At 65.5% G+C, this 24308-nt stretch carries 22 protein-coding genes; 9 read left to right on the top strand and 13 right to left on the bottom strand.

What is annotated here, in order from left to right:
- Nucleotides 1–39: 39 nt before the first annotated feature.
- From AC5RT3_RS15365 to AC5RT3_RS15350, 4 genes are read right to left on the bottom strand one after another with little or no spacing between them, the layout of a single operon-like run.
- Nucleotides 40–2403 (bottom strand): beta-xylosidase/alpha-l-arabinosidase, encoded by a 2364-nt coding sequence (locus tag AC5RT3_RS15365; RefSeq protein WP_494053063.1) that lies wholly within the window; start codon nucleotides 2401–2403, stop codon nucleotides 40–42.
- Between the two features lie 2 nt (nucleotides 2404–2405).
- Nucleotides 2406–3224 (bottom strand): carbohydrate ABC transporter permease, encoded by an 819-nt coding sequence (locus AC5RT3_RS15360; protein ID WP_494124598.1) that lies wholly within the window; start codon nucleotides 3222–3224, stop codon nucleotides 2406–2408.
- Nucleotides 3225–4178 carry a carbohydrate ABC transporter permease gene (locus tag AC5RT3_RS15355; RefSeq protein WP_494053065.1) on the bottom strand — a complete coding sequence of 318 codons (954 nt, stop codon included), beginning with the start codon at nucleotides 4176–4178 and terminating at the stop codon, nucleotides 3225–3227.
- A gap of 8 nt (nucleotides 4179–4186) precedes the next feature.
- Complete coding sequence (locus AC5RT3_RS15350; RefSeq protein WP_494124597.1) at nucleotides 4187–5485, bottom strand: extracellular solute-binding protein; 1299 nt, start codon at nucleotides 5483–5485, stop codon at nucleotides 4187–4189.
- A 141-nt stretch (nucleotides 5486–5626) separates the two neighbouring features.
- Between AC5RT3_RS15350 and AC5RT3_RS15345 the strand changes: the two genes are divergently transcribed.
- Nucleotides 5627–6652: a LacI family DNA-binding transcriptional regulator gene (locus tag AC5RT3_RS15345; protein ID WP_494124596.1), complete on the top strand. Its 1026-nt coding sequence runs from the start codon at nucleotides 5627–5629 to the stop codon at nucleotides 6650–6652.
- Between the two features lie 29 nt (nucleotides 6653–6681).
- A complete protein-coding gene (locus tag AC5RT3_RS15340) occupies nucleotides 6682–7593 on the top strand; it encodes an aldose-1-epimerase (protein WP_494124595.1) in 912 nt (303 codons plus the stop codon).
- 131 nt (nucleotides 7594–7724) lie between these two features.
- Here AC5RT3_RS15340 and AC5RT3_RS15335 read toward each other — a convergent pair whose 3' ends face one another.
- Nucleotides 7725–8891: an endo-1,4-beta-xylanase gene (locus tag AC5RT3_RS15335; protein ID WP_494124594.1), complete on the bottom strand. Its 1167-nt coding sequence runs from the start codon at nucleotides 8889–8891 to the stop codon at nucleotides 7725–7727.
- A 192-nt stretch (nucleotides 8892–9083) separates the two neighbouring features.
- Here AC5RT3_RS15335 and AC5RT3_RS15330 point away from each other — a divergent pair, with 192 nt between their 5' ends.
- Both AC5RT3_RS15330 and AC5RT3_RS15325 read left to right on the top strand, forming a co-directional pair.
- Nucleotides 9084–10112: a LacI family DNA-binding transcriptional regulator gene (locus AC5RT3_RS15330; protein ID WP_494124593.1), complete on the top strand. Its 1029-nt coding sequence runs from the start codon at nucleotides 9084–9086 to the stop codon at nucleotides 10110–10112.
- A gap of 228 nt (nucleotides 10113–10340) precedes the next feature.
- On the top strand, nucleotides 10341–11072 hold the full coding sequence (locus AC5RT3_RS15325; protein ID WP_494053071.1) for a polysaccharide deacetylase family protein: 732 nt from the start codon (nucleotides 10341–10343) through the stop codon (nucleotides 11070–11072).
- Between the two features lie 55 nt (nucleotides 11073–11127).
- On the opposite strand, the gene pabB is transcribed toward AC5RT3_RS15325, so the two are convergent.
- The 7 genes from pabB to AC5RT3_RS15290 all read right to left on the bottom strand — a co-directional run bounded on the left by pabB (nucleotide 11128) and on the right by AC5RT3_RS15290 (nucleotide 17328).
- On the bottom strand, nucleotides 11128–13224 hold the full coding sequence (gene pabB / locus AC5RT3_RS15320) for an aminodeoxychorismate synthase component I (RefSeq protein ID WP_494053072.1): 2097 nt from the start codon (nucleotides 13222–13224) through the stop codon (nucleotides 11128–11130).
- Nucleotides 13225–13240: 16 nt separating this feature from the next.
- The gene (ykgO, locus tag AC5RT3_RS15315) at nucleotides 13241–13363 is read right to left on the bottom strand and encodes a type B 50S ribosomal protein L36 (protein ID WP_009357396.1); all 123 of its coding nucleotides are present in this window, start codon (nucleotides 13361–13363) and stop codon (nucleotides 13241–13243) included.
- A gap of 52 nt (nucleotides 13364–13415) precedes the next feature.
- Complete coding sequence (locus tag AC5RT3_RS15310) at nucleotides 13416–14498, bottom strand: GTP-binding protein (protein ID WP_494124592.1); 1083 nt, start codon at nucleotides 14496–14498, stop codon at nucleotides 13416–13418.
- A gap of 54 nt (nucleotides 14499–14552) precedes the next feature.
- A complete protein-coding gene (locus tag AC5RT3_RS15305) occupies nucleotides 14553–15092 on the bottom strand; it encodes a low molecular weight protein-tyrosine-phosphatase (RefSeq protein WP_494053075.1) in 540 nt (179 codons plus the stop codon).
- A gap of 148 nt (nucleotides 15093–15240) precedes the next feature.
- Entirely contained in the window at nucleotides 15241–15864 is a 624-nt protein-coding gene (locus tag AC5RT3_RS15300; RefSeq protein WP_494124591.1) for a LysE family transporter, read from the bottom strand.
- An 85-nt stretch (nucleotides 15865–15949) separates the two neighbouring features.
- Complete coding sequence (locus tag AC5RT3_RS15295; RefSeq protein ID WP_494124590.1) at nucleotides 15950–16768, bottom strand: methyltransferase domain-containing protein; 819 nt, start codon at nucleotides 16766–16768, stop codon at nucleotides 15950–15952.
- A gap of 47 nt (nucleotides 16769–16815) precedes the next feature.
- Nucleotides 16816–17328 carry a MarR family winged helix-turn-helix transcriptional regulator gene (locus tag AC5RT3_RS15290; RefSeq protein ID WP_494053078.1) on the bottom strand — a complete coding sequence of 171 codons (513 nt, stop codon included), beginning with the start codon at nucleotides 17326–17328 and terminating at the stop codon, nucleotides 16816–16818.
- Nucleotides 17329–17519: 191 nt separating this feature from the next.
- Between AC5RT3_RS15290 and AC5RT3_RS15285 the strand changes: the two genes are divergently transcribed.
- Nucleotides 17520–19715, top strand: coding sequence for an MMPL family transporter (locus AC5RT3_RS15285; RefSeq protein WP_494124589.1), 2196 nt, complete (start codon nucleotides 17520–17522; stop codon nucleotides 19713–19715).
- A 48-nt stretch (nucleotides 19716–19763) separates the two neighbouring features.
- Complete coding sequence (locus AC5RT3_RS15280) at nucleotides 19764–19988, top strand: hypothetical protein (protein WP_494009829.1); 225 nt, start codon at nucleotides 19764–19766, stop codon at nucleotides 19986–19988.
- A 20-nt stretch (nucleotides 19989–20008) separates the two neighbouring features.
- Here the strand turns inward: AC5RT3_RS15280 and AC5RT3_RS15275 are convergent, their stop codons facing one another.
- Entirely contained in the window at nucleotides 20009–20443 is a 435-nt protein-coding gene (locus tag AC5RT3_RS15275; RefSeq protein WP_494053080.1) for a nuclear transport factor 2 family protein, read from the bottom strand.
- Nucleotides 20444–20525: 82 nt separating this feature from the next.
- On the opposite strand from AC5RT3_RS15275, the gene AC5RT3_RS15270 reads away from it, so the two are divergent.
- The 3 genes from AC5RT3_RS15270 (at nucleotide 20526) to AC5RT3_RS15260 (ending at nucleotide 24259) form a co-directional block, all read left to right on the top strand.
- Entirely contained in the window at nucleotides 20526–21581 is a 1056-nt protein-coding gene (locus tag AC5RT3_RS15270; RefSeq protein ID WP_494124588.1) for a helix-turn-helix transcriptional regulator, read from the top strand.
- 122 nt (nucleotides 21582–21703) lie between these two features.
- Nucleotides 21704–23575, top strand: coding sequence for a molecular chaperone DnaK (gene dnaK, locus AC5RT3_RS15265; protein ID WP_494053082.1), 1872 nt, complete (start codon nucleotides 21704–21706; stop codon nucleotides 23573–23575).
- A 3-nt stretch (nucleotides 23576–23578) separates the two neighbouring features.
- Complete coding sequence (locus tag AC5RT3_RS15260; protein ID WP_494053083.1) at nucleotides 23579–24259, top strand: nucleotide exchange factor GrpE; 681 nt, start codon at nucleotides 23579–23581, stop codon at nucleotides 24257–24259.
- The last annotated feature ends 49 nt before the right edge of the window (nucleotides 24260–24308 follow it).

The raw sequence follows: 24308 nt of genomic DNA, 5'->3' as shown, positions 1-24308 counted from the left end.
TACGGCCGGGGCGCCCGGGCAGGAAACCCCGGCCGTACATCAGTTGCCCGGCTTAACCTGGACGTCGCAGTGCAGCCGGCGGGTATGGTCCACGGTGCGTGTTTCGCCGGTGAGGGCGACTGTTGCCTGCAGGCGGATATCCCCGCTTGAGGCGCCGAAGCCGAGCTCGAGATCACCGGGCTCGACGATCCGCCGGCCGTCCCGGCCGGTGAAAGACGCGACGTCGGCCGGGACTGTGAAGGCTACGCGGGCGGAAGCTCCGGGTTCCAGGGGTACGCGGGCATAGCCCACGAGCCGCTGCTCCGGGCGGACAACTGAAGCCACGGGGTCAGACAGGTACAGCTGGACAAGTTCTGTTCCGGCCCTGTCCCCGGTGTTGGTGACGGTGACACTCGCCTTAACTTCGCCGTCCACCGGCACTGCGGTGGGTCCGTCCACGGTTAGCGTGCTCCACTCGAAAGTGGTGTAGCTGAGGCCATGGCCGAACGGGTAGGCCGCTGCCGGATCGATATTCGAGACGCTGCTGGCCCGGGCCAGCTTGGATGCCAGGTATGTGGAGGGCTGTGCCCCGGGCCGGGCGGGGATGCTGACAGGAAGCCGCCCGCTTGGGTTGACCCGGCCGCTGAGGACCTTTGCAACGGCAGGGCCGCCTTCTTCGCCGGGGAAGAACGCCTGGACGATTGCTGCGGCATTCTCGACGGCGGAGCCAACGGCATAGGGGCGGCCGGTGAGGAGTACGACAACTACCGGAACGCCGGTTCCGATCAGCCGGTCCAGCAGTTGCTGCTGGACGCCCGGGAGCACCAGCGATTCCGCGTCGCAGCCTTCGCCACTGGTTCCCCGGCCGAACAGTCCGGCGCGGTCGCCGAGGACGGCGATGACGACGTCGGCGTTGGTGGCGGCAGCAACGGCGTCGTCAAACCCTTCGGTGGAGGAGCCGTCAACCGAGCAGCCCGCTGCCACGGTAACGGTGCTGTCCGGGAATTCGGCCCGCAGGGCCTGCGCCACGGTAGGCAGTTCGATGCCAACCGGGACGTCCGGATGCTGGCCGCCGACGTGCGCCGGGAAGGAGTAGCAGCCAAGGAACGCCTGCGTGTTGTCCGCATTCGGTCCGACGACGGCGATGCGGCCGGGGTGCGCGAGCGGCAGGATGCCGTTGTTGCTGGCCAGGACGATCGACTGCTCGGCAATCAGGGCGGCGAGCTTCCGGTTGGCCTCGGTATCCAGCGTGAGGCTGCCTTCCAGCCCGGCGGTATCAAGCAGGTCGGCGTTCGCCAGGGCAGGCGGAACCGCCGACCAGTCCTCATCAAGCAGGCCCAGTTCAATTTTCTGCACGAGGACCCGGTGCAGGGCACGGTCCACCATGCTCGCGGGGAGGCGCCCGGCCTCTATCTCCGCAATGAGATGCTCGCCGAAAGCGTGCACGGTGGGAAGTTCGACGTCGACGCCCGCCGCCAGCGCGGCGGCCGCCGCTTCACCGAGGGATCCGGCGACGCCGTGGAGGTTCTTGAGGAAGGCCACCCCGAAGTAGTCGGCCACTACCGTGCCGCTGAAGCCCCACGTATCGCGGAGAAGCCCGGTGAGCAGGGAGGCATCGGCGGCCGTGGGCACGCCATCCATGTCCGTGTAGGCGTGCATGACCGAGCGGACGCCCGACTCGCGGATGGCCATCTCGAAGGGCGGCAGCAGGACGTCCGCCTGCTCCCGGGCGCCAACGGAAACAGGTGCGAGGTTCCGGCCGGCCTTGGACGCCGAATAGCCCACGAAGTGCTTGAGGGTGGCGATGATGCCGCTGCTCTCCAGGCCCTGGATGTACGCGGTGGCCAGGGTTCCGATGAGATAGGGGTCCTCGCCGATGGTTTCCTCCACCCGCCCCCAGCGGGCGTCACGTACGACGTCCAGGACGGGGGCGAGGCCCTGGTGCACGCCTACGGAGCGCATGTCAGCGCCGATCGCGGCGCCCATGGTACGGATGATCTCCGGGTTGAAGGTGGCACCCCAGGCAAGGGGGACCGGATAGGCGGTGGCCTGCCAGGTGGCGAAGCCGGCGAGGCATTCTTCGTGGACCAGGGCAGGGATGCCGAAACGGTTGGCTCCGGCGATACGCTGCTGGGTCCGCTGGAGCGACAAGGCGCCCAGGGCAGGGTCCACTGGTGCTGTGCCGAACGGCCTGGTGAGCTGTCCAAGGCCGTTCGGCAGGATTTCGTCCAGGTCGACGGGAGGATTCATCTCATTTTGGTGGGGTGCCACTTCGCCGCCTTCAGTGGAGGCGCCCACCCACACCCCGAAGAGCTGGGCGGTCTTTTCCCGAAGGGTCATGGCTGCGATGAGGCTGTCGGCGCGCTCTTGCGGTGGGGCCGTGGTGTCGCGCCAAGGCGCGCTGTGGGTTTTGGTTTCCGTCATGATTACTTTCCGCCAGCGCCCATGAGGCCCTGGACAAGCGCGCGGCGCGCGAAGAGGTAGGCGAGCAGTACCGGCACCATGGAGAGGGTCACGGCGGCCAGGAGTCCCGGGATGTTGATGCCGAACTGCGTCTGGAAGTTGAACAGGCCAAGGGTGACCACCCGGGTTGATTCGGACTGCGTAAGGATCAGCGGGAAAAGGAACCCGTTCCATGCCTGAAGTGCCGAGAACACCGCGATGGTGGACAGTCCACCCTTGGACAGCGGCAGTACCAGGCGAAGGAAGGAACGTGCGGGGGTGGCGCCGTCCATGGCCATTGCCTCGTAGAGATCGGGAGTGATGTCCCGCATGGTTCCGCTGAGGATGATCGTGCAGATCGGAAGGGCGAAGGCCGCCGTCGGAAGAATGACGCCCAGCAGGTTGTCGTAGAGGCCCACGGTGTTGATCAGGTAGAACACCGGAACGATGACGGCCTGGGCGGGAATCGCCAGTCCCAGCAGGAACACGCGGAAAATGACCGAGGCGGCACGGCTCTGGCTCCGGACGATCGCATAGCTCAGCGGGGGTACCAGGAGCAGGACCAGGCCGACGACGCCGGCCGTAACGATGACCGTGTTGAAGAAGTACCGGCCGAACCCACTGGTGATGGCATCCACATAGTTCTGCAGCGTGAAGCTGGTCGGCAGGGACAGCGGACCATTGTCGCCGAATTCGGCACGCGTCTGGAATGTTGCAGACAGCATGACGTACAACGGCACCGCTACGATGCCCAGCCAGATGAAGGCTCCGATGCCGGCAAGGTAATTCGGACGCGTTTTCATTTAGAGCCCCTCCAGGGAACTGCGCATCTTGTCGTATCCGGAAACGCGGACCACAGCGAAGGAAATTGCCGTGGAGATGACGACGAGTACGAGGGCGATGGCGCTGCCGGCGCCGAAATCAAACCGGCGGAACGCCTCCTGATACATGTGGAAAGCGGTGATAGTGGTGCTGGTGCCCGGTCCGCCATTGGTCAGGATGAGGACTGTCTCAAAAGTGGTCAGGCCACCTACCACCATCAGGATCACGGACGTGATGATGCTGTTTTTCAGTTGCGGCAGGGTGATGCTGAAGAACTGCCTGACTGTGCCTGCGCCGTCAATTGATGCGGCCTGGTAGAGGACATGCGGAATCTGCTTCGCTGCGCCCTGGTAGATGAGCGTGTGGAACGGCGTGAACTGCCACATGCCCACGAAGATCAGCACCGCGATGGCACCCGTCTGGCTGCCCAGGATATTGCCGTCTCCGAACAGCCACGACATCTGGCCGGGAATGCCGAAGTTGGGGTCAAGAAGGGCACGCCACAGGACGGAGATCGCGGCCGAGGACAGCAGCAGCGGAACGAAGTAGATCGCGCTCAGGATGGCGCGGTTTTTCTGTGTGCCCGCCGCCCAGACTCCCAGCAGGATGCTCAGAGGTGTCTGGGTCACGATGCCAAGCACAATGAACAGCAGGCTGAGCCAGAGGCTCTGGAGCATGACCGGGTCCTGGAAGAGGGATTCCCAGTTTTTGAAGCCGACGAACTTGGGGTCGCCGAGGCCTCTCCACGTGGTGAAGGACAGCACTGCCACCGCGACAAGCGGGACCAGCGCGAAAAGTCCGAAGAATATGGTGGCAGGAAGGGCCCAGACAAAGCCGGGGCGGCTCGACGAGGAGCCGCCCCGGCGCGCGGGACGGCCCTCTTCGGGGCCGCCCGCGCGTGCCGGGCGCCTGCGGTTTGCAAGCGTCGTGGTCATGATTTTTCCTAGAGGCTCTGCATGGCCTTGATGAAGCCGTCTTCGTCAATCTGTCCGCTGAAGAACTGGGAGACGGCGGTGAGGATGGTGACAGTTGCTTCCGGCGGGTACGCCTGGTCCCAGGAAAGCTGGAACGACGGCGCTTCCTTGACCAGGTCGAACTGGTATTTTGCGTATTCGGGATCCGCCGCCTGGTCGAGGAATTTCTCCGTGTTCGAGGTGGTGGGGAGGTTACCGATTCCTACCTGCTCCTGCACGAACTGGTCCGAGTACATGAGCTTCAGGAAATCGCGGGCGGCTTCCGGGTAGCGGGTGTTCTTGTGGATCGAGTAGAAGTTGTTGGTGTTACCCACGAGGTTGTTCTCGTCACCTTTTCCGCCTTCGATCTTCGGGAACTCGCTGTAACCGAGGACCTCCGCGGCGAACTGCGCGTCGTTGCTCTGCTGGGTGGAGTATTCCCAGGAGCCCATCAGTTCAAAGCCCGCCTTGCCGCTGGCAAGCAGGGCGGGGGACCCGCCGTCGGTGAACTTCACTGAGTCGAAGTTGGTGCCGAAGGCTCCTGCATCAACCAGTTCCCGAAGCATGCCGAGGGCTTTGCGGCTGTCTTCAGATTCCCAGACGCTGGTGTCCCCTTCGAGGGCCTTCTTGAAGAGGCCATCTCCGGCAACCCGGTCGTAAAGGTACTCAAACCACATCAGCGTAGGCCACCGGTCGCCGGCACCCAGCGCGATGGGGGTGATGCCCTTGTCCTTGAGGATCTTCACGTCCTCGAGCAGCTCTTCCCAGGTTGCCGGCGGGGCAGTGATGCCAGCGTCAGCGAGGACCTTGGAGTTGTTGAAGAGCATGACCGGTTGCGTGCCGCGCATCGGGATGCCGTAGGACTTTCCGTCAATCACGGCAGTGTCAAACACGGACGGCAGGAAGGCGTCCTTCAACTGCGGATCTTCCTTGATGAAATCGTCAAGGGGGAGCACGAGGTCGGCATCCACGAAACTCTTGATGCTGCCGCCGCCCCAGTTGAAGAAGATATCCGGGGCGTTTGGCGTATCCATGATGGTCTGCAGCTTCGACTGGTACTCGGCACCAGGGATTTTGTCGAGGACAACCTTCACCTCGGAGGTGGCGTTAAAGGCGTCGATCATTTTTTGTTCAACTGTGTTACCTGCGTCGCCGTACATGGCGACGTGGATCTCGTTCTCGGGCCGGCTCGACGCGCCGGACCCTCCCGAGCAGCCGGCCATCGTCAGGCCAAGGGCAAGAGCCGCACCGCCGGCAAGACTGCGGGCGACCCATCCGTGCTTGTTCATCTTCGAACGCCTCTCGAAAGTTTCGATGCTTTGATCGAAAGTTATGTGATGCCTGCAAGTGTAAGTTGCGTTACATCGACAGCGCAAGGCGCGAAACTTTTGTGGCCCCTCATAAGGCAAACTGCCGCTATGCTGGTGCTCATGTCCAGCCCTGCATCTCCCGATACGCGCGTCACCCTCGCCCAGTTGGCCGAGGAGGCGGGTGTATCACTGTCCACTATTTCGAAGGTTCTGAACGGACGTTCCGACGTCTCTCGTAAAACACGTTCGAAAGTTGAGGAGCTCCTCGAGGAGCACGGCTACAAGCGGCGGAAGACCACCGCGTCGAAGTCCCTCCTCCTGGAGCTGGTCTTCCATGAGCTCGAGAGTGCATGGGCGCTGGAAATCATCCGCGGGGTCGAAAACGTCGCAAAAGCGAATGGCATGAGCGTCATCCTTACCGAGAGCGGCACGAGGCATGCGCCCGGAGCTGACTGGGTTGAAGGCGTGATGGCACGCCGGCCGGCCGGCGTGGTCCTGGTCTTTTCCGATTTGCCACAGGAGTACCGGCAGCAGCTGGACGCGCGCTCCATCCCGTTCGTGATCATCGACCCAGCAGGCGACCCTGCCCCCGATGTGCCTTCGGTGGGGTCGGCCAACTGGGCCGGGGGGATGATGGCCACCCGCCACCTTATTGAACTTGGCCATACCCGCATTGCCGCCATCTCCGGTCCTGGGGACATGATGTGTTCCCTGGCCCGGATCGATGGCTACAGCTCCGCCTTGAACACTGCGGGCATTCCCATCGACCGGACCCTCATCCGGTACGGCGATTTCCACGTGGACGGCGGCCGAAGCCATGCCCTTGAGCTGCTGCAGATGGAGCAGCGGCCCACCGCCATCTTCGCCGGCAGCGACCTGCAGGCCCTGGGCGTTCTGGACGCCGCACGCCAGCTTGGCCTGGCTGTTCCCGGCGAGTTGTCAATCGTGGGATACGACGACCTCCAAGTGGCACGCTGGTCCAGCCCTGCCCTCACCACTGTGCACCAACCCCTGATCGAGATGGCCGAAGAGGCCGCCCGGATGGTCCTGCGCCTGCGGGAAGGTGAACGGCCCAACAACCTGCGCCTCGACCTTGCAACATCGCTTGTTGTCCGCCAAAGCACGGCGCCACCGGGCCAGGACTGACCCTGGCGGTGTTCCCGGAAAGGAACCTCATGTCATCCATCGTCAACACCAACGGTGAGTTGGTCACGCTCGAGGCGGGCGACTACACCGCAGCGGTCACCACTGTTGGAGCAGGGCTTCAGCAGCTTTCTTTCCGCGGCACGGACCTGGTCCTGCCCTTTCCTCCTGAGGGACTTCCTCCCGCCTTCGCCGGGAAGACCCTCATGCCGTGGCCGAACCGGGTCAGCGGCGGCGCCTACACCTTCGGCGGGCAGCATTACCAGCTACCTGTCAATGAGGCAGCCACCGGCAGTGCACTCCACGGGCTTGCCCTGTGGAGCGAATGGCGTGTGGAGCAGCGCTCCCAGGCCGAGGTGACGCTCACGTACCTGCTGCACGGCGAACCAGGGTATCCCTTTTCTCTGGCCCTCACGGCTTCCTACGCGCTGGACCCAATTGCCGGGCTGCGCATCGAGCTCAACGCGGTCAACCGCGGGACATCGCCGGCGCCCTACGGTTGCGGCTCACACCCTTATGTCACTGTTGGCGGCGAGGACATCGCCAAGTGCGAGTTGGAATTCCGGGCTGGCAAAGTGCTCCTGACGGACGAGCTACTCCGGCCCGCCGGCCTTGCTGACGCGAAGGGCACTGACTTCGATTTCTCGGCTGCCCGCCGGATCGGTTCGCAGTCCCTGGACCATGCCTTCACCGCTCTGCCGGAGGGGGAGTGGCACGTCATCCTGCGCAACCCCGGCCTCCAGCTGTCGGCGGTGGTTCAATCTACGGGAGCAGAAGCCCCCTGGGTCCAGCTCTATTCGGGAGAGCTGCGCGGCCGGAAGGGGCTGGCGGTGGAGCCGATGAGCTGCCCGCCAGATGCCTTCAATTCCGGCAGCGACCTGGTCGTCCTGGATCCGGGCCAGTCGCACACGCTTACCTATCGCATCCACGCCCTGGAGGGTTAGCCGACACGGGGTGCCCGCTTAGTGTCCCCCCGGAAGGTGATGAGGCAGCCACAGAAAAAGCGGCCCGGAACCTGATGGTTCCGGGCCGCTTTGTCAGCACTGCGCTTTGTCAGCACTGCAGGTGGCAGTGGTTACTGCCGGTACGCGGGGTGGTGGCTTGAGCGCTGTTCTCCGCCTGGGTTTGCCTGCAGAAGGGTGGACTGCAGTGCGTAGTACGACGGCTTGCGGGTGTAGTCCTCCCACATCACTGTTGCCTCGCCCTGGCCGCTGAAGAAGACGGGCACCCAGGAGTACTTGTCGTTGAAGCCCCAGATGGTGAAGGAGTTGCAGTCCTCAACGTTCAGGCAGGCTTCCAGCGCACGCTTGTAGTAGCTGGCCTGCTTGGCGAGTTGCTCCGCTGTGGGGGTTGCCCCGGCGGCAATGTTCATGCGGACGTCGATCTCAGTGACAGCCGTTTCCAGGCCGAGGTCATCGAAGCGCTGAAGGTTCGCCTGCAGGTCACCCGGGAAGCCGTACTGGGTGCTCAGGTGGCCCTGGACAGCGAAGCCGTCCACCTTGACGCCTTGGGCCTGGAGCTTCGAAATGAGGTCCACATAGGCCGTGCTCTTTGCGTTGATGCTCTCCACGCCGTAGTCATTGAAGAAGAGCTTCGCATTCGGATCCGCCGCATGGGCCCAGCGGAACGCGTCGGCGATGATCTCCGGACCGAGTTCCCGGATCCAGATGTTGTCGGTGGTGCGCAGGGTGCCGTTTTCATTGAAGATTTCGTTGGCAACGTCCCATTGCTGGATCTTGCCTGCGTAGCGGCTCACGACGGTGGTGATGTGGTCCTTCAGGATGGAGCGCAGTTCCTCCTTGCTGAAGTTGCCCTGCTCCAGCCATGCGGGGTTCTGGCTGTGCCAGAACAGGGTGTGGCCGCGGACCACCTGTCCGTGCTGCTGGGCGAATTCAACAATGGCGTCCATCTCGGCGAACCGGTACTGGTCCTTCTGAGGGTGGATGAACTCCCACTTGGCCTGGTTCTCAGGCGAGACAGAGCTGAACTCGGCAGCGAGGACTTCCCGGTACTGTGCGTCGGAAGTGAAGGGGTTGGGGTAGGGCATGGTTTCGTGGTGGCCGCCGCCGGCAACGGCTGTTCCGATCCGGACGCCCTTGGGCGCAGCCCAGCGCAGGGTGTCCTGCTTGGCAATGCCCGGTGCCTGCGGCTGGTCGTTCTGGCCGGCCGTTGCGGGCAGTGCCGTGGGAAGGACAAACGTCGACGCCAGCGCTGCGGCGGCGACTAGTTGGGCAACCTTCATTAAAGAGCTCTCCTTTGAGGTACAGAGTCAGTCGGACCACATAAGGCCGATGAACTAACTTCCGGAACTTTCCGGAAGTTAGTTGTTGTAGGTTAGGAACATTCCGGAGAGCGCGTCAAGGGTTTCTCGAAAACTTGTGACGCCCGGCCTGCCGCGCGAGGGCCTATACTTGCAGCGGACCAGGAGGAATGCGTGCAGGAGAGCCCCCGCCGGACAGTCACCATTTCGGCAATTGCTGCCGAAGCGGGAGTATCGGTGCCCACTGTCTCCAGGGTGCTCAACGGCCGCAGCGATGTTGCACCGCAGACCCGGGAACGCGTGGAAACGCTGCTGAGGGAGTATGGGTACCAGCGACGGGGCGTCCGCCCAGAAGTCCGGTCCGGCCTCATCGACCTGGTGTTCAATGACCTGGACAGCCCGTGGGCCGTGGAGATTATCCGCGGCGTGGAGGAAGCCGCCAACGAAGCTGGCGCCTCGACCGTCGTATCCGCCATCCACCGCCAGAGCAATCCAACATCCACCCGTCAATGGCTGGACAATGTCAGCGCCAGGGCCAGTGACGGTGCCATCCTGGTTACCACGGACCTTGATTCGTTCCTTCGCGCCGAGCTGCAGCGCCTCCACGTCCCGGCAGTGGTGGTGGATCCGGCCGGTGTCCCTGACCTGGACGTGCCCACCATCGGTGCCACCAACTGGACCGGTGCTGTGGGCGCCACGGAACACCTGATAGGACTGGGCCACCGTCGGATCGGCTTCGTGGCGGGGGCCCCTGGCCTCTGGTGCAGCAGGGCGCGGCTGGACGGCTACCGGGCCGGCCTGGACGCGGCAGGAGTTTCGTTTGATCCCGGGCTCGTCATGGAGGGGGACTTTGACTACCAGTCCGGGTTCCGTGCCGGCTGCCGGTTGCTTGAGCTGGCTGAGCCGCCGTCCGCCGTCTTCGCAGCCAGCGACCAGATGGCCCTTGGCGTCTATGAAGCGGTGCGGAAGAAGGGCCTGCGGGTACCCGAGGACATCAGTATTGTGGGGTTCGACGATCTGCCGGAAGCCCGCTGGGCGTCGCCGCCCCTCACCACCGTCCGGCAGCCGCTGGCCGAGATGGGCAAGCTGGCTGCCCGCACCGTCCTCCGGATCCTGCAGGGCGAAGGCGTGGAAAGCCCCCGGGTGGAACTTGCCACCCGGCTGGTGGTGCGGGAAAGTACGGCTCCAGCCGCCAACCGCTGAATCCCTCTTCATGTATCGGCCGCTTTGAAACAGCCGGCAACATTCCGAAAAACCCTTGACGGCATTCAGGGCGGAAGCCTACGCTGAGCGAGTTCCGGAAATTACCGGAAGTTTTCCATGACCCACCGGCTGTCAATGCTGCCTTGTTCCGCAGACACCGCTGTTGTCCGGCCTTCTAGTGCGGCCGGCACTGTGCCTGGGGCGGTCATGACGACAGGAAGGAAAAACATGCCCCTCCCGACTCGCCGCCTCATTTCCCTGCGCAAGGCCGCGTTGCCCCTCGCCGCCGCAGTCCTGGCAGTAGGTGGCTCCATTCCGGCAAGCCTGGCCGCAGCAACGCCGGCGCAGGCGGACCAGGCAACCCCGGCGATTGTCGATTCGACCCGACATGACGGCAAGTACCTTAGCCTGACCTTCGATGACGGTCCCGACCCCATCAGCACCCCCAAGCTGCTGGCCGTGCTGGAGAAGCACCATGTCAAGGCAACGTTCTGCCTGTGGGGCGACCATGTGAAGCAGTACCCCGAGGTAGCGCGGCAGATCGCTGCTGCCGGCCATCTTCTGTGCAACCACACCATGCACCACGACAACATGGCCACGTGGGGCCCGGAGGCCATCAAGGCTGACCTGTTGGAAACCAGCGCCGTGATCCGTGAGGCCGTCCCGGGCGCAAAAATCGATTACTTCCGTGCCCCTTACGGGAGCTGGGGACAGACGCCCCAAGTGGCAGCAGAACTGGGAATGCAGCCTCTCGGCTGGCAATTGACCGTTGGGGACTGGGAGCCGCCGGGAACGCCCGAACTGGTCCGCCGGATCCGCGAAGGGGTCCGGCCCGGCGGCGTGGTGCTCCTGCACGACGGCGGTGGCGACAGGACCCAGACGGTGGAAGCGGTTGACCAGGTGATCCCGGAACTCAAAGCCGAGGGCTGGAAGTTCGACAGGCCTGCCCGGCGGGGTTAGCCGGCCCGGCCAGGGCGGGTCTGCCCGGCGCGGGCCGCCCGCCGAGCAGCCGCCTTCAGTCCTCCGGGAACTCCGCGCCCAGCGTGGACAGGACCCCATACGCCTTGGTCCGGATCTCCTCGTACTCCTCGTCCGGTACGGAATCGGCGGTGATGGCGCCGCCGACGCCGAGCGTGAGCTCCGCCGTTCCGTCACCCCGGGCATTGATCACCAGGGTGCGGATGGCGACGGCGAGATCCGTGGCGCCGTTCAGCGAGAAGTAGCCGATGGCGCCGGAATACAGTCCGCGCGGGCCTTCCTCCAGCCGGTCGAGGATGGCCATGGTGCTGATCTTGGGCGCCCCGGTCATCGATCCAGCGGGGAAGCAGGCGGCAACTGCCTCCGCCCGCGAGGAGCCGGGCAGCAGGCGGGCGTCAATGGTGCTGACCATCTGGTGCACGGTGGCGTAGCTTTCGATGGCGCACAGCCTGCTGACCGTGACGGAGCCGGGGACCGCAAAGTGGCTGAGGTCGTTCCGCAGCAGGTCCACGATCATGATGTTCTCCGCCCGGTCCTTCAGCGAGGTGGCGAGGTCCGTCCGCAGCCGTGCGTCCTCCTGCTCATCGGCAGCCCGGCGGCGGGTTCCCTTGATCGGTTCGGCGCGCATGCCGCCGTCGGACGCAATTTTCAGGAACCGCTCCGGCGAGGTGCTTGCCACCGTCACCCCGTCCAGCCGGAGGAAGCTTGCGAAGGGTGCAGGATTACGGCCGCGGAGCGCAAGGTAGATGCGCCACGGGTCCAGGGCATCGGCTGGAACCCGTGCCTCGAGCGTGGTGGTCAGGCACACCTCGTAGGTGTTGCCTTCGGCAATCTCGTGCTGCGCGGCTGCGATCTTCTTCCGGTAGGCCTCGCCGGTGTCCCGGCTGCGGAAGGCGGGGGCCTCGGGAAGTACGACGGCGGTGCTGCCGCCGGGTTCCGGGGCGGCGGTCTGGTGAACCGCGGCCTGGTGAACTGCGGCGGCAGCAGCCGCCAGCCAGTCCTCCGCGTCCGGTGCCTCGAGGGCCAGGAGCCAGGCGGTGCCTTCGGCGTGGTCCAGCACCACGGCGCGGCCGGCAAAGATCAGGGCGGCGTCCGGGGTGGCGGCGGGCAGGTCGGCGCCGCCTGTTTCACGCTTGAGCTCGTAGCCCAGGCAGCCCAGCCAGCCCAGCGTGAACTGGCCGGGGTAGCCCTCCGGCGCGCGGACCGCGCGGCGGCCCCACACCGTGTCCAGCCAGCGGAAGAAGTGGCCGGTGACCCTGGCGGTTGCGGAACCGGCGCTGATCAGGCTTTCACCGGACCGGTGGCTTACCGACTGCCCGAACGTGCCGCCGTCGTCCGCCATGATGCTGAAACGGCTGCGCTCCGCGGCGGTTCGCGCGGACACCTCGTCCGTGCCCGCCGCACCGCTGCCCGCTGAGGCTGCCGTTCCGGCGTTGGAGGAGTCCAGCCAGACCGCATTGGGTGAGCCGCCGTAGAGGGAACGGAACAGCGCCGCGGTATCAGGACGCTCTTGCAGCCGTTCCGACCGAAGGCGGAGCCCGCGGCGGGCGGACAGTTCGGGTGCCAGGACGGGAGCCAGCGCCGGAAGGTAGGGGAGGAGCCGCAGGAGGTCAACGACGGCGGAGCCGTCCGCCAGGTTCTGGACGCGTACGTCTGCACGCGCCGGGACGTCATCTCCGGCCAGCCATTCGTCTTCCTGCGCTGCCCACTGGTCCCAATAGGGTTCATAGGTTGCGCCGTCGCGGTCCAGGGCCCTGGTGCGGCGGACGTCGTCAGGGGATTCAGCCCAGATCACGGCGTCCAGGAGCGGCCGGGCACCTGCCGCGGCGGCGCCCACGCCCTCGACGATGACGATCTCGGCGGGGAGGGTGACCCGGGGCTCGCCGTCGTAATGGTTTTCCCAGTCCCAGGCCACCCACGTTGCCGCCTCACCCCTGTGCAAGGGGGTGAGGACGGTGGCGACGTACCGCTCCACGCCGGCGGCCAGGCCGTTCCAGCCCGGGTAGATGTCCTCGAGATGGAACAGCGAGACCTTGTGGTGGGCGCGCAGGCGGGCAGCCAGTTCGACGGCGAGAGTGGTCTTCCCAGCGCCCGAGCGCCCGTCGATGGCGATGATGACGGGGGCTGGGCTCATGAAGTAGAGCGTACCTTTATCCTTGCCGGGCTTTCATCCGCGGGTCCTTCTTGTTAATCACGAAAGTCCTGCCGCGGCGCCTAACGATCTGCGCGCCGGGGATTTTCTTCAGCGCCCGCAGTGAATTCCGTACTTTCATCATGTGCTCCTTGTGGGTGGGGTGGTGGTTGATGGGCTGGCAGGCGGGAAGGTCAGTTGGCGGGCCGCAGGCCGAAGGGGTCGGACAGGACCGCGCCGGTTGCCAACTCGTCGTCGGTGAGCTCGCACTCCCGCAGCAGCCGCTCGAACTCCGCCGGGTCCAGGCCCTCCCCCGTTGCAGCCAGGACGGTGGCGGCGGGGCCGGGTACACGTGCCGCCTGCCCCGTTCCGGCGGGTTCTTCCCGCCATGTCCCGGTGTTTTCGAGCCAGACGCGGGGGCCAATGCCCTGGATGGCGATGCGGCACTCGGGTGCGGAGGCAACCCACAACTGGCCCTGCAGGACGCAGCAGCCCTCGGCGAGCATGCCCAGGACCTGGCGGAACCGCCCCGGATGCAGGGGCCGCTCCATGCGCTGGACCACGGTAACGAAGGGCGATGCCGTAGCAGGACCGGAAGAGCGGCGGACCCGAATGGTTCCCGCTGACGTCCGGGAGGCGGCTTCTGGAAAATGATGCCCACCTGGACGGACGTTTGCCGCATTGTGTGCAAGGTGCGCATGCGGTGCGAGTTCCCGCAGCAGGTGCAGGCCGCGCTCCCGGCCTGCGGGATCGGCCGGAACGATTTCGGGCTCCGCCACCAGGACGGTATCCGCGAATGCCAGTTCGCCCAGCAGGAATTCGCCGGCGGTCCGCTCGTCGTCTGCCATGGGGGTGAATCCGGACTCGAACAGGGTATGCGAATCCCAGATGTGGTCCTCCAGGGCGTCCGGCGCGAGGGCAAGGATGGCCGAGGAAACTGTCGCCGGCCGGCTGAGCCCGTGGTTGAGTGCCGTGACTGCCACCGATGCAGGAACGGCAGGCGGAAGGCCGATGATGATCGGGCCTTTTGCTGATGCCGCCAGGCGGTCGATCGCGGGCACGAGGTCAAGGCGTACCGCACAGCTGAGGCAGCCGTGTTCGAGCATGGTTTCCTCGTATTCGACGGGACCTGCGGCATCAAAAACCCTCCGGATGACCAGTCCGTTCTCCAGCAGGTCGTGGAAGACCACGAGGCTCCCGGGATGTTCAGCTGCCAGGTCCCCGCAGGCTTCCCGGCGGCAGAGGGCATCAAGGGAACTCACAACAATAAGGCTCATAGCGAAGAGCCTAATTGAGAACGGTTCTCAATTGCAAGAATGGGCGGTGGGCCGTCAGCTTCCCTGCCGTTGCAGCTGCGCGTCCGAGGAGACGGCCGCCTTGACGTGCTCCACGATTCCCGGAAGGGCGGCCTGGATCTGGTGCCAGACCGCATCGAAGTCCGCATGCCCGCCGTACCAGGGGTCCTCGATGCCCTGGTCCAGCAGGTCTTTGCCGGCCATTGCGGGATCGAAGCTTCGGAGCATGCGGATCTTGCCCAGCGACTCCTGGTCCGGCGCCGCCTCGCTCAGCCAGGCGTAGTGGTCGATATCGAGCGCCAGGATGAGGTCCCGTTCGCGGAACCATTCCGGGAGCCACTCCCGCGCGATGTGCAGCTCGGACGCCAATTGCGTGGCTGCGAGCCTGCGCGCGGCCCGCGGGTCAATGGGGCGCCCGGACTCATAGCCCGTGGTGCCCGCCGAGTCCACCGCCACCAATCCGTCCAGCCCTTCGCGCTCAAACGCGGCCCTCAGCATAAGTTCCGCCATGGGTGAGCGGCAGATGTTGCCGGTGCAGACGGCGATGACGCGGTATGGGCTCGACGCTGAGTTCATGATGCTAAGCATGCGCGCTTTCCGGCCTCATGGCTAGCGGGTGGTTCATAAAAATTGACGGGTTTGTAAAGATGCATGACGAACCCCCCGAAGGGGTATGTAGTGAGGTTGGGTGCTCCGCGAGGCCGGGGATCAGTGAGCCCGGGAATCAGTGGATCAGGGCAAGGAGGATCCCGACGGCCACAAACAGCACGCCGAACACCTTACTGAGCACCAGCTGTCCCCGGGGAGTCTGGGTGAAGCGCTGGAAAGACCTGGCTGCCGCGGCGAAGAAGAACCACATCACCAGGATGTCGATCGCGACGATGGTGGCGGTCAGCACGGCGTACTGCGTCCACAAGGGCTGTTCGGGCCGGATGAACTGGGGAGTGAAGGCGAGGAAGAAGACGATGGCCTTCGGGTTCAGCAGGTTGACCCAGAACCCGCGCCGGAAGATCGAGAAGGAGGGCTCGTTCCGCAGCGCCGCCGTCTGCTCCTTTTCAAGGCTCGGTTTGCTGAGGAACTGGCGGACGCCCAGGTAGATGAGGTAGGCGGCGCCCGCGTAGCGGATCACATTGAAGGCCACCGGCGAGCTGGCAACCAGCACGCCGACGCCGAGTGCCACGATCACCACGTGCACCACCAGTGCCGCCTGCTGCCCGAGGATTCCCCAGATGGACCGCCGGAAGCCGGCGTTCAACGAGTTGCTCATGGTGTTGATGGCTCCGGCGCCGGGGGTGAAGCTGATCAGGGCGCCGGCGCCGGCCAAGGCCAGCCAGAGGGAAAATTGCACCTGTCAATCCTACGCGGCAGAGGGCGGGTGACGGGGTCGCCACAAGGTGGCTACGGGACCGTACGCCTGGATGGGCAACGTAGGCCTATGCGCGGGCGATGACCTCGCCGTTGGGGATCAGGAACCAGCCGTCGTCGGTCGAGCCCCAGCGGTGCCAGCCGGCCGAGATCCGTGCCAGGTCCGCAGGATTGGCGAAGCCGTACTCCAGCGCCTGTTCCGCGAAGGCTGAGTGCAGTACCCGCTCGCCCCAGACGCGGGCCTGCCAGCGGCGTTGCTGTCCGGTGGCGTACAGCCAGTTGCTGCTGGAGGGGGCCACGTCCGTGAATCCCGCCGACTGCGCCCAGCTGACCAGGCGCCGCCCGGCGTCGGGCTCTGCCCCGTTGCGGCGTGCGATGCGCTGGTACAGCTCCATCCACTCGTCCAGTTCAGGAATGGCGGGATACCAGCTCATACCGTGAAAATCGGCGTCGCGCACGGCGACGATGCCGCCCGGCGTGGCCACGCGGCGCATTTCCCGGAGGGCCTCCACGGGGTCGGTGAGGTGCTGCAGTACCTGGTGGGCATGGACGACGTCGAACGTCTCGTCCTCGAACTCGAGGTCGTAGATGTTGCCGGCCACGAATTCCACGTTGGGGACCTGGCGTTCGACGGCGAGCGCCTGGGCCTGCGCGATGATGTCCGGTGAGCGGTCCAGGCCGGTGACCTTTCCGGGCGAGACGAGGGCCGCGAAATCACAGGTGATGGTGCCCGGTCCGCAGCCGACATCGAGCAGGTCCGAGCCGGAGGTCAGGTGGGGCAGGACAAAGGCGGCGGAATTCTCGGCGGTCCTGGCGGCGTGGGCGCGGACCACCGATTCGTGGTGGCCGTGCGTGTAGACGTCTTCTTCGGGCTGCTGGGCACTCATAACCAAACGCTACCCCTCACGCCTCGGCGCGGAAGGATTTCGCCGGCCTAATCCGCCGAGGATTCTTCGCGCGCCGCCACAGTGGCTTCCACCATTGCGGTCATGAACCGCGAGACGGTTTCCAGCTCCTCCTCCGAGAATTCCGCCATGGCACTGCCCATTCGACGCGAAAGGGGCGCGAATATGGCGCCGCCCTCCTGGAAGGCCTTGGGTGTCATCTTCAGCTGCACCTGCCGCCGGTCGGAACTGTTGCGCTCGCGGACCACGTGGCCGGAGCTGTCCAGCCTGTCAATCAGCGCCGTGGTGGCGGGGGAGCTGAGGTGCAGCTCCTTGCGGAGGAGTCCCGGTGTCACCGGATTCCCCTTGGCCGTGTGGCGCATGATCACGGCCAGGGCGTTCAGGTCCGTCCGGTGCATGTCCTTCCTGCTGCCGGCAGTGTCCACGTACCGGTTGGCCTCCAGGGTGAACTCCTGCAGGAGCCGGACGAGGGGGTGCGGGCCGCCATTCTGCCCAGGGGATGCCGGAGGGTGCGGCGTGTCCGCGGGCCCGCTTGCTGCCATGGCCGCCTCCTCATCCTTCTGGTGGGCAGTACCGCCGGGTGCGCCCGGCCGTACTGACGGATACTACTTCAGCCCTGCCCTCCGTGCCTTCATGGCGATTGCTAAGAAAAACCTTGATGACCACTTATCTCTACAATGGAGATAGTCTACTCTGGAACTACTGCGCGTGTCCCGTACGTCCGGAAGGCATCATGAAACACAAAACCGAAAGCAGGGAGCGCGTGCCGTTCTGGCTGCGCTGGCTGGTCCCCGTCATCCTGGTGCTCACGTGGCTGGTGCTCGCCGGCGTGGGCGGCCCCACCTTCGGGCGCCTGGAGGAAGTGTCCTCCAATGACCAGGCGTCCTTCCTTCCGGCAAGTGCGGAGGCCACTGCCGCCCAGGACTGGCAGGCCAAGTTCCGGGACTCGGACGAGGTGCCGGGCGTCATCGTCATCGAAAGCGACGAGGCCTTCACGTCGGCGCAGCTCGGGGAAGTGGCCGCGCTCCGGGCGGACCTGGAAGAGCTGAAGCTGGGCAGCGCGGTGGTTGGGCCCATTCCGTCGAAAGACGGCAAGGCGGTCCAGTTCATTGCGCCCATCAGCGAGTCCGAGGTGGAAGTGCAGGAGGCCGTGAAAGAGCTCCTGGACCTTGTGGCTGAAGCTGCACCCGGGGGGATGAGCACGTTCGTGACCGGGCCCGCCGGCCTCGCGGCCGACCTCGTGGCCGCGTTCGCCGGGATTGACGGCATCCTCTTGCTGGTGGCGCTGGCCGCTGTGTTCGTCATCCTGCTGGTGGTGTACCGCTCGCTGCTCCTGCCCTTCATGGTGCTCCTGACGTCGGTGTTCGCGCTGTGTGCCGCCATCCTGCTGGTCTTCGGCATGGCCAAGGCGGGCTGGATCCAGCTGAACGGCCAGAGCCAGGGGATCCTCTCCATCCTGGTGATTGGCGCGGCCACCGACTACGCCCTGCTCTATGTGGCGCGCTTCCGTGAGGCGCTGACGCACACGGCCAACCGGACATCCGCGGCGCTGACGGCCTGGCGGACCTCGCTTGAGCCCATCCTGGCGTCCGGCGCCACGGTCATCATCGCCCTGCTCTGCCTGCTCTTCTCAGACCTCAACTCCAACAAGGCGCTGGGGCCCGTGGCAGCGGCAGGCATCATCTGCTCGCTGTTCGCCGCACTCACGCTGCTGCCCGCCCTGATGGCGCTCCTGGGCCGTGCCGCTTTCTGGCCGTTCCGTCCCAAGCCCGCCCCCGCTGGCGAGCGCGAGCCCGAGCTGGTCACGGGGCTGGGAGGCCAGAAGGGGTTGTGGCGGGCCACCGGCGCGCTGGTGCAGCGGCGTCCGCGGACCGTCTGGATCGCGTCCGTCCTGCTGCTGGCTGCAGCCTCCGCCGGCGTCCTCCAGCTCAAGGCCAACGGCGTCCCGCAGACGGACGTCATTCTCACCGCCTCCAATGCGGTGGACGGCCAGGACGCGCTGGCCCGCCACTTCGACGCGGGCAGCGGCAGCCCCGCCGTCGTGGTTGCGGACGAAGGCAAGGCACAGGAAGTGCTGGACGCGGTGAAAGCGGCCGACGGCGTGGGGGAGGCCTACCTGCTGGTTGAAGGCAGCGTACCGATCACCGGCGCCCCTGGGGCTCCCAGGGAGCCAGACGTCCGCGAGGGCAAGGTGCTGATCAATGCCACGCTGAACTCCGCAGCGGACTCTCTCGAGGCCGAAGAAGCCGTCAAGGCCCTCCGCGTGGACGTCAAGGCGGTGGACCCCGGTGCCTTGGTGGGCGGTGTCACCGCCACTGCGCTGGACACCAACACCACAGCCCAGCGTGACCTGGTGATCATCATCCCGGTGGTCTTGGTGGTGATCCTCTTTATCCTGATGCTGCTGCTGAGGTCCGTGCTCGCGCCGGTCCTGCTGGTGCTCTCCGTGGTGCTCTCCTACGCGGCGGCCATGGGCGTGTCCGCGCTGGTGTTCAACAACATCCTGGGCTTCCCAGGTGCCGACGCCACCGTGCCGCTGTTCGGCTTCGTGTTCCTGGTTGCCCTGGGTGTGGATTACAACATCTTCCTGATGAGCCGGGTTCGGGAGGAGTCCCTGAAGCACGGCACCCGCCCCGGCATCCTCCGCGGCCTGGGCGTGACCGGCGGCGTGATCACGTCCGCCGGCGTGGTGCTCGCGGCCACGTTCGCGGCGCTGGGCGTCATTCCCATCATGTTCCTGGTGCAGCTGGCTTTCATTGTGGCGTTCGGCGTCCTGCTGGATACGGTGCTGGTGCGCTCGCTGTTGGTACCCGCGCTGGCTTACGACATCGGCCCCAGGATCTGGTGGCCCGGCAAGCTCTCCCGGCAGGAGACTGAAGAACGGCCAGACCGGGATGAAGCCCTGTTGGCTGGCTGTGCTGCTCGATAGACTGCCAGTGCGCCCGCACGGACGCGGACTCGAAGGAGAGGTTCCGCCATGACCGAAAGCCACGAAGCAGCATTTGATGAGCACCCCCGCCGCGGCAGCACAGAGCCGGGGCTGGAAGGTGAAGGCGGCCAGTACGGGGAGGGCGACGCCGAGAACCCCGCCGAGGACTTCCGAAACGAGGATGCCGTCCGTGAAGGCCTGACGGACGGGCAGGTCATGTCCACCACTGACGAGCGCGGTCCGCTGCACGGCGATCCGGACGCCGAGCGGTAGCCGCTTCGGCAGCGCCAGGGTCAGCCGGCCAGCCCGAGCTGGGTGGCGAAAGCCGCCGTGTCGTAATACTCGCGGCAGGCCTTGATGAGCCCGGTGTCTGATAGTTCGCACACGGCAGCGAAGGGTGCCTCGTAGGACTTGCCGGTCGGCGGCACTTCTCCCGCGGCCGTTTGCATCGGCCCGGTGAAGGTGCCTTTTGTTGCGCCTTCCAGGACCACCACGTTGCCTTGCTCTGTTACCGACCGCACCACGAACACCATGTCAGGGAAGGCGGTGAAGAGTGTCTCCGCCATCGCCTTCAAAGCCGGCCGGCCATGAAGGGCGTCCGGGAGATCTGGTGTTCTATACGTCGCGTCCTCTGTAAACATTGCGGCCCAGCCGCCAGGATCACGGCTTCCCACAGTGCTGATGAAGGTCTTCGCAAGCCCCTGGCCATAACCAGTGAATTCATCCATGGCAGCCATGATGCGGGCATTGACGGCTTCCGTCGATAACAGGATTCTGTTATTGGGGCTTCTGGCGGATTGAGGCAGGAAGATGGACCAGCGGGCGGCGGGCAGGGTAAGGCGCGACCTGGGCGAACTGGTTGATGCCGCCCTCCACGCCGCGGCCTTCTGCGCCGCTGCCGGACCGCTCGTTGCGCAGGCGGTGCCCTCGGCGGCAGGCGCAGCGGCGACGCCCACCTGGTACTCCCTGGACCCCCGCTCGCTTTTGATCAACGGTGTGTACGGGCCCGACTGCACGCTGGACGGTGCCGCCCAGATGCGCTGGGAATACATCGACGACGATGTGAACAAGTCGGTTGACGTTGCACGGAACCCGGCCGGCGTCCAGACCCTCGCCGAAGTTACCGGCGGGAACCCCTGGCACAGTGCCATTTACCGCGACTACATGCGGGACCACGATCTTGAGCAGGAGATGGTGGTGGCCCTGCGGGACGATGCCGGCCAGGTATGGGCGACTGTGCGTCTTAACAGGCCGGCCGCCATGCCTGCCTTTGACGAGTCAGACCGGCAGTTCATGCGTTCGGTTGCGCCATTGCTGGCAGAGGGGGTCAGGCGGGGACTGCTTGCCGGTCCCACCTCCGCCGCGCCGAGCCCCGGCTCGCCCGGGCTGGTGATCGTTGACCCGGCAGGCCTTCCGATTGCCGTGAGCGCAACTGCGCGGGAATGGCTGGCACTGTTTCCTGACGGTCCCGCGTCTGCGGGCGGCCTGCCGCTGCCCATTCACGCCGTCTCGTTCGCGACGCTGGCCGGGGGCAGCCCGGCGGGGCCGCTCCATCTCCGGCTGGCCAACGGGCAATGGGCTGCCCTGTACGGCGTCGAGGCGGAGCTCGCGCAGCCCGGGTCTGCAGGCGTCATCATCGGACAGGCTGATCATGCGCACCTGGCCCCTCTGACCGCGGCGATTTTCGGACTGACCCCGCGTGAGCTGCAGGTCGCGGAGCTTGTTGTGCGAGGTCATGCCACCCAGCGGATGGCCCACATGCTGGGCATTTCGCCCTACACCGCACAGGAACACCTGCGGCACATCTTCAGCAAGGTGGGTGTGGCGAGCCGAGGGGAACTCGTTGCTGCCCTTTTCCTTGAGTAAGCAAAGTTGAGCGTAGTTGACTCAACTCTGCTTGACATCATCGGAGCCCTGAGTAAGGTTGAGTGCAGAACGCTCAATTAGCGGGCGCCAGCAAGTTTCCAAGGAAAGAAGGAAGCAACACAATGTCACGTGCAGTAGGTATCGACCTCGGAACCACCAACTCCGTCGTCTCCGTTCTCGAAGGTGGCGAGCCCACCGTTATTGCCAACGCCGAGGGTGGCCGCACCACGCCGTCCGTGGTTGCATTCTCCAAGTCCGGCGAAGTCCTGGTTGGCGAAATCGCAAAGCGCCAGGCGGTCAACAACATCGAACGCACCATCTCGTCAGTCAAGCGCCACATGGGCACCGACTGGACCAAGGCCATCGATGAGAAGAAGTACACGCCGCAGGAAATCTCCGCGCGTATCCTCATGAAGCTGAAGAACGACGCCGAGTCCTACCTGGGCGAAAAGGTCACCGACGCTGTGATCACCGTTCCCGCCTACTTCAACGACGCCGAGCGCCAGGCCACTAAGGAAGCCGGCGAAATCGCGGGCCTCAACGTCCTGCGCATCGTCAACGAGCCCACCGCCGCGGCCCTCGCCTACGGCCTGGACAAGGGCAAGGAAGACGAACTCATCCTGGTCTTCGACCTCGGTGGCGGTACGTTTGACGTCTCCCTGCTGGAAGTCGGCAAGGACGAAGACAACTTCTCCACCATCCAGGTCCGCGCCACCGCCGGCGACAACCGCCTCGGCGGCGACGACTGGGACCAGCGCGTGGTTGACTACCTGCTGAACCAGCTCAAGGTCAAGGGCATCGACCTCTCCAAGGACAAGATCGCCCTGCAGCGCCTCCGCGAAGCTGCCGAGCAGGCCAAGAAGGAACTGTCCTCCTCCACCAGCACCAACGTCTCCCTCCAGTACCTGTCCGTCACCCCCGACGGCCCGGTCCACCTGGATGAGCAGCTGACCCGCGCCAAGTTCCAGGACCTCACCAAGGACCTGCTGGAGCGCACCAAGAAGCCGTTCCACGACGTCATCAAGGAAGCCGGCATCAAGCTGACCGACATCAACCACATCGTGCTGGTCGGTGGCTCCACCCGTATGCCTGCTGTCTACGAACTGGTCAAGGAACTGGCGGGCGGCAAGGAACCGAACAAGGGTGTCAACCCGGACGAGGTCGTGGCCGTTGGTGCAGCCCTGCAGGCCGGTGTGCTGAAGGGTGAGCGCAAGGACGTCCTCCTGATCGACGTCACCCCGCTGTCCCTCGGCATCGAAACCAAGGGTGGCGTGATGACGCACCTGATCGAACGCAACACCGCCATCCCCACCAAGCGGTCCGAGACCTTCACCACGGCCGACGACAACCAGCCGTCCGTGGCCATCCAGGTCTTCCAGGGCGAGCGTGAGTTCACCCGCGACAACAAGCCGCTGGGCACCTTCGAACTGACCGGCATCGCCCCGGCACCGCGCGGCATCCCGCAGATCGAGGTCACCTTCGACATCGACGCGAACGGCATCGTCCACGTCTCCGCGAAGGACAAGGGCACCGGCAAGGAACAGTCCATGACCATCACCGGCGGCACCGCGCTCTCCAAGGAAGACATCGACCGCATGGTCCGTGACGCCGAGGAGCACGCAGCCGAGGACAAGGCCCGCCGCGAGGCCACCGACACCCGCAACACGGCCGAGCAGCTCGCCTACTCCGTGGACAAGCTCATCGCCGACAACGCGGACAAGCTGCCGGAAGAGGTCAAGACCGAGGTCCAGACCGACGTCGACGACCTCAAGAAGGCCCTCGAAGGCACCGACGATGCCGCTGTGAAGGCTGCGTTCGAGAAGCTGCAGGCTTCCCAGACGAAGCTCGGCGAGGCCATCTACTCCCAGGCCGGTTCGCCCAACGGCGCCACCGGTGCCGCAGGTGCCGAAGGAGCAGCAGGTCCGGAAGGGTCCGAGGCCGACGAGGACATCGTCGACGCCGAGATCATCGACGAAGACGAAGCGAAGAAGTAAATTATGCCGCACCACGGTAACGAGGAAGAGCACAACTCATCCGCGGGCCAGCAGGGCGGCGTCTCCGAACCGGTCATCCGGGACAACCGCAAGGTTGACCCGGTGACCGGCCAGGCACGGCACCCCGAGGGCAGCCAGTCCACCCCCGAAGCCGGCGCCCAGGATTCCGACGGCGACGCACTTGCCCAGGCCGAGGAAATCCTCAACGGCATTGAGGTGCCCGCCGAGGAATCCGTGGCCCAGGGGGTTTCGGCAGGCTCAGCCGGCAACGCCGAGGCGGTCGAACTGAAGAACGACCTCCTCCGCCTGCAGGCCGAGTACGTCAACTACCGCAAGCGCGTGGAACGCGACCGCGCCGTGGCAGGGGAGATGGCCGTCATTGGCGTCCTGAACTCCCTGCTTCCGGTCCTGGACGACGTCGACGCCGCGCGGCAGCACGGCGACCTGACCGACGGTCCCTTCGCCGCGATCGCCACCAAGCTGGAGAACGCGCTGAAGACCTACGGCCTGGTCCGCATCGACGAAACCGGCGTGGAGTTCGACCCCACCATCCACGAGGCCCTGATCCAGCAGCCCGGCGAGGACATCGAGGTTGACACCGTCAGCCAGGTGCTCCGCTCCGGCTACAAGTCAGGAGAACGCGTCCTCCGCGCAGCCCAGGTCATCGTCGCGGTCCCGGCGTAGTCGGGGTACTTCCGGCGCTACGCCGGATAGGGGGCGGTGCCCGTCCCCG

The sequence above is a fragment of the Arthrobacter sp. Y3221159 genome, assembly GCF_059089885.1.
Note: the sequence above shows the minus strand (reverse complement) of the source record. Positions and strands in the feature narration are given on the sequence as shown.

Excerpts from the sequence above, each read along its gene's own strand:
- AC5RT3_RS15365 (WP_494053063.1), bottom strand. The coding sequence starts at position 2,403 with ATGACGGAAACCAAAACCCACAGCGCGCCTTGGCGCGACACCACGGCC.
- AC5RT3_RS15360 (WP_494124598.1), bottom strand. The coding sequence starts at position 3,224 with ATGAAAACGCGTCCGAATTACCTTGCCGGCATCGGAGCCTTCATCTGG.
- AC5RT3_RS15355 (WP_494053065.1), bottom strand. The coding sequence starts at position 4,178 with ATGACCACGACGCTTGCAAACCGCAGGCGCCCGGCACGCGCGGGCGGC.
- AC5RT3_RS15350 (WP_494124597.1), bottom strand. The coding sequence starts at position 5,485 with ATGAACAAGCACGGATGGGTCGCCCGCAGTCTTGCCGGCGGTGCGGCT.
- AC5RT3_RS15345 (WP_494124596.1), top strand. The coding sequence starts at position 5,627 with ATGTCCAGCCCTGCATCTCCCGATACGCGCGTCACCCTCGCCCAGTTG.
- AC5RT3_RS15340 (WP_494124595.1), top strand. The coding sequence starts at position 6,682 with ATGTCATCCATCGTCAACACCAACGGTGAGTTGGTCACGCTCGAGGCG.
- AC5RT3_RS15335 (WP_494124594.1), bottom strand. The coding sequence starts at position 8,891 with ATGAAGGTTGCCCAACTAGTCGCCGCCGCAGCGCTGGCGTCGACGTTT.
- AC5RT3_RS15325 (WP_494053071.1), top strand. The coding sequence starts at position 10,341 with ATGCCCCTCCCGACTCGCCGCCTCATTTCCCTGCGCAAGGCCGCGTTG.
- pabB (WP_494053072.1), bottom strand. The coding sequence starts at position 13,224 with ATGAGCCCAGCCCCCGTCATCATCGCCATCGACGGGCGCTCGGGCGCT.
- ykgO (WP_009357396.1), bottom strand. The coding sequence starts at position 13,363 with ATGAAAGTACGGAATTCACTGCGGGCGCTGAAGAAAATCCCCGGCGCG.
- AC5RT3_RS15310 (WP_494124592.1), bottom strand. The coding sequence starts at position 14,498 with ATGAGCCTTATTGTTGTGAGTTCCCTTGATGCCCTCTGCCGCCGGGAA.
- AC5RT3_RS15305 (WP_494053075.1), bottom strand. The coding sequence starts at position 15,092 with ATGAACTCAGCGTCGAGCCCATACCGCGTCATCGCCGTCTGCACCGGC.
- AC5RT3_RS15295 (WP_494124590.1), bottom strand. The coding sequence starts at position 16,768 with ATGAGTGCCCAGCAGCCCGAAGAAGACGTCTACACGCACGGCCACCAC.
- AC5RT3_RS15290 (WP_494053078.1), bottom strand. The coding sequence starts at position 17,328 with ATGGCAGCAAGCGGGCCCGCGGACACGCCGCACCCTCCGGCATCCCCT.
- AC5RT3_RS15285 (WP_494124589.1), top strand. The coding sequence starts at position 17,520 with ATGAAACACAAAACCGAAAGCAGGGAGCGCGTGCCGTTCTGGCTGCGC.
- AC5RT3_RS15280 (WP_494009829.1), top strand. The coding sequence starts at position 19,764 with ATGACCGAAAGCCACGAAGCAGCATTTGATGAGCACCCCCGCCGCGGC.
- AC5RT3_RS15275 (WP_494053080.1), bottom strand. The coding sequence starts at position 20,443 with ATGGATGAATTCACTGGTTATGGCCAGGGGCTTGCGAAGACCTTCATC.
- AC5RT3_RS15270 (WP_494124588.1), top strand. The coding sequence starts at position 20,526 with ATGGACCAGCGGGCGGCGGGCAGGGTAAGGCGCGACCTGGGCGAACTG.
- dnaK (WP_494053082.1), top strand. The coding sequence starts at position 21,704 with ATGTCACGTGCAGTAGGTATCGACCTCGGAACCACCAACTCCGTCGTC.
- AC5RT3_RS15260 (WP_494053083.1), top strand. The coding sequence starts at position 23,579 with ATGCCGCACCACGGTAACGAGGAAGAGCACAACTCATCCGCGGGCCAG.